A 4,007-nucleotide genomic window follows, 5' to 3' on the forward strand; every position below is an offset into this window, starting at 1 on the left:
TATCCCCCCCTCGCCTGTTCGCGCAGCGAACGGGAGAGGGGGGCTAGGGGGGTGAGGGCCATGACGCAACGGTCAAGTAGATTTGCCTCTTCTGAAACCATGTCTTTGCGTCAAAACCGGGATGTGCGTCACCAGAACTTGGGCCAGAGCAAAGCCCGCGTCATCATGCGCCCGGTGGGACGTAGTTGCGGGAGAAGGTAGCACGTACCATGCGCGGCCAACCAATAGGTGAAGAGCGAGGCCAGCGCCGCCCCCAAGCCGCCCCAGTGCGGAATGAGCAACCAGTTGAGGCCAACATTCGCCACCGCCCCGATCAGCACCGTGATCGGGTGTAGATGGGTCAGGTTCTCGGCATTCATGTGGGCACTACGTGCCACCCCCAGGCCACTAAAGAGACTCGCCCAGGTGAGCAGCACCAACATGGGCGCAGCGGCGGCATAGCTCGGCCCGGCGAGGAGATGGATGAGCCAGGGGGCCGCAACGGAGACGACGAGCGCCGCCGCATAGCCTAGCGCGGCCACCAGCGCGTAGAGGCGGCGTATATGTTCAGCAAAGCGCTGCGGGTCGCTCTGGCGGGTCGCCACGAGGCTGGGGTAGGCCGAGGTGACAATCGCGATGGGGAGCAGCGGGAATGCCTCGGCGATCCGCACCGCCGCCGCATAGAGGCCGACCTCGGCATCACCGACCATTTGGCCGAGCATGATCTGATCAATGCGGAGATAGAGCGTAACGAGGAGGCCAGAGAAGATCAGCGGCCAACTGGCGGCGAGGAGTGTGCGTGCCTGGGCGATGGTGCAGCGCCACAGCCGTAGCATCCCCGTACTCCGCTGGTAGGCAGCGAGCGCCGCAATCGCTCCCAGAAGTGCCTCGCAGGCAAAGATGCCCGCAAAGGCCAGCAGAGGCGCGTGGAGCAGCAACAAACCCACCTTGAGCAGCGTGGCGAGCATAAATGCAATCGCACGCGCAGTAACGATTGGGCGCGCATCAACCTGCGCCTGAAACCAGAGATCAAGCGTGCTGAACGCCTGCAAAGGCGCTGCCAAGCTGAAGAGCAGCGTAAGCAGCAGGATGGTCGTGTCAGCGGGGCGTAAGAGGACAGCGGCAAGGGTAGCGAGTCCCACGGCAACCAAACCCGCGACAAAGCGCAGGAACGCGGCACTCGCCAGGATCATCGGGGCGGCGGGGGGATCGCGCACCAACTCGCGCACCACAATCGTATCGAGGCCCAAGGTCGCTATGGAACCAACAAACATCGAGAGTGCGAGGGCATAGTTATAGCTACCGAAGGCACTAGGGCCAAGGTAGCGTGCCAGCCAAAAACTGACCAGCAGCCCGGCCAAGAGCCGCAGGATGCGGTCGAGCATGAGCCAGCCGGTATTCTGGGCGAGGCGGCGCAGGATCATGGACTACAAGGCGCAATCTGGGGTTGATGCCAGATAGCCCAATCGTAGGCACTATTGCTACGCATCTGGGTCTGGAGACTGATCGTAAAGGGTTGGTTGGTGGGCAACTCCAGCCGCATCTCAGCCGGATGACCGAGCATAGCCGTCGCCTGAGCCTGTGCCAGCACCAGATTATCAACCAGCACATAGGCGACAAACTGCACCCCATCGTGTTCAGGGGTTTGCGGTGCGGCAGGATCGATCTGGGCCTGAGTAGTTAAACACAGCGGAGTACGCGCCTCAAACGGACCAACGACCAGCCCCGCATTAGGGTGCATAAAGAGGCCATCAGGAACCCGTTTGATCGCCGATGTATCTACAAAACTGGCTGGCAGTGCCCGGAGCATGGCGAAGGGTTCTTGGGTGAGGCGTTGGGGCTGGAGTGAGAAGAACGTCTGCGAAGCGGGGGGTGTCTGGGTGCAATAGATAATCAGGCCCGCGACCGCCAGTAGCGTGACAGCAGCTACCGGGCGCGAGCGCAGATCGGGAGGTGTCTGGGATACCACAAAGGCAGCGGTCATGATCAGAATGAGCGTACCGCCCACCAGCCATTCCAAATTGCCGATAAGTGCATCCATGATCCGCACAGTGGGCGAGACAAACCGAACACTACCAAAGCCCAGCCAGCCCTGCGCATCAGTACTATTATCAACTGCCACAATGCGCACATAGCGCCCCATGAAGGCCGAGACATCCACATGCCACTCACGCCAGGCTAGGCCAGGGTTCGAGTCGTTATAGCGCAGCCAATCGCCTGAGCCGTCCAACGTTTCGAGGATCAAACGATTGCCTGAGCGATTGGGGTAGCCGGTAATATTTACAATCAGATAGGGTTGGGTAATCTTAAAGGGTGCTGACTCGATACGCCCAGTAGCTAAGAGATCATCAGACCAGGAACCCCAACTCGCACGATTATCGGTTGCTGAACGCACGCCCCGAAAACCCCAGGCAGCACCGAATGAGGTTGCCGGAAGCACTTGCGTTGGATCCAATATCCAAGCAGGCAAGAGGCTACGTTGGGCAGGATCGTTCAGCACCTCGTCAAACAACGGCTTAATAGTTGGCATGGGGCCACGGATGGGCGCGGTGGGATCGAGCAGATAGTTGATCGTTGTGGTTGCTTGGGCCATTCGTTCGGCACGTCGTACCGGTAAATCGGCCAGGGCACGGGTATAGTCCAGGGTATGGATGGCGACGATACTAGCGAAGATCAGTGCTACCAGGGCCAAGGCACCATGAGCTACCCACCCGCGACGTTGGGCCACAAAACGCATGATATCGGAGGTTGTTACCACAAATAGCGCACTTACCCAGAGCAAAAGTGTAATATAGCGTGACGCAATCTCAGGATGCCCACCACGACCATAAGCAGTCAAGCCAGCATTGGCTAAGACTAAGAGGAGCAGACTCACCAGTAGCACCAATTTACGGCGAGTTACCGGATCATGACGCTGGATGAAATAGAGCACCAATGCACCGATGATAACGCCCCACTGCGCCAAGGAGAGCAATACTGTATGCAATTGTGAAGATTCGAGCAGTGGATAGGTCATGGCACGTATAAACCAACCCACAAACTCAGACAATGAATGCGCACGTAGGCTTGCATGACCAGCAATAGCGTGGAACCCATTCAGATAGAGGGCGCTAGAGAGCGCACCCATTACCCCAAAGATACCCACCTTGAGCCATGCACGACGATCACGCAGCAGTCCACCGAATGTCGGTGCATCCAGCCATAAACGCAGGAGCAAACCTGCCCCACACGCACCCCATACGAGCATTCCTGAAGCGAGTGAAAAGGTTGCAATAATGCAAGCAACTATACTGGTAGTAAAGACACCCCATCCAAGGCGCGATGAAAGCGCCATGAGACATATCGCAGTGATGGCACATGTCTGTAGCAACCAAAACTGGAACTGAAAACCTGTAAAGGTATTTTCCCACTGGGCAGGTGTCGTTAAGAAGAGACAAGAGAAGAGCGCCATCCAGGGCGAAACATTCAAGCGTATAAGCGTAAAGACCCAGATTCCTGCACCGAAGGCCATAATGATTGCTGAGGCAAACATCTGCGCTTGGAGGTTATTTTCGCCTAAGAAGAGGTAGAGAGCAATCCAGAAGAGACGTGGAAAAAAGATACGATGTTCATTATGTTGTGCAAATAGCTCATGAAGGGTTACTGTTCCCTGATCAACATGAGCAAGTAAGCGATAATTCACCCATTCATCCCAATACGGTGCATTGACACCAACATACTTCACCAGTAAGCCTTGAATACTTACCACCATAAAGAATACGCCTACTGCCCAGAGGATCGAAAGAATGAGGCTAGAATGGTTCTTCAAAGTGGTAACCGAAGATTTCTGAGGCATGACAGTGCGTGATTTCCGTAATACTAAATTCTTATACAACTCACCTTACGCACCCAGAAAATCAGGGATATGCTACAATCTGAACTATGAAAAACGATGAACTGTTCGACCTCTATAGTGATTATCTCATTAGCTCCTTCGGTCAAACGACGGCAACCGGGTTGTCCGCATTGATGGAAGGGGAAATCAGTCA

The 4,007-nt window shown here is 56.1% G+C and carries 2 protein-coding genes; both read right to left on the minus strand.

Translation table 11 applies throughout. The annotated features are described in order from the left end of the window. Positions 1-128 precede the first annotated feature (128 nt). The gene (locus EKD03_RS17930; protein ID WP_129633792.1) at positions 129-1,403 is read right to left on the minus strand and encodes a flippase; all 1,275 of its coding nucleotides are present in this window, start codon (positions 1,401-1,403) and stop codon (positions 129-131) included. Further along, entirely contained in the window at positions 1,400-3,196 is a 1,797-nt protein-coding gene (locus tag EKD03_RS17935) for a hypothetical protein (protein ID WP_129633794.1), read from the minus strand. The genes EKD03_RS17930 and EKD03_RS17935 overlap by 4 nt, the downstream gene beginning before the upstream one ends. Positions 3,197-4,007 lie beyond the last annotated feature (811 nt).

This window comes from Candidatus Oscillochloris fontis, assembly GCF_004138135.1.
GTDB lineage: Bacteria > Chloroflexota > Chloroflexia > Chloroflexales > Chloroflexaceae > Oscillochloris > Oscillochloris fontis.

What these genes read in the sequence shown, in the direction of transcription:
- EKD03_RS17930 (WP_129633792.1), bottom strand. Translation starts at nt 1,403, where the DNA reads ATGATCCTGCGCCGCCTCGCCCAGAATACCGGCTGGCTCATGCTCGAC.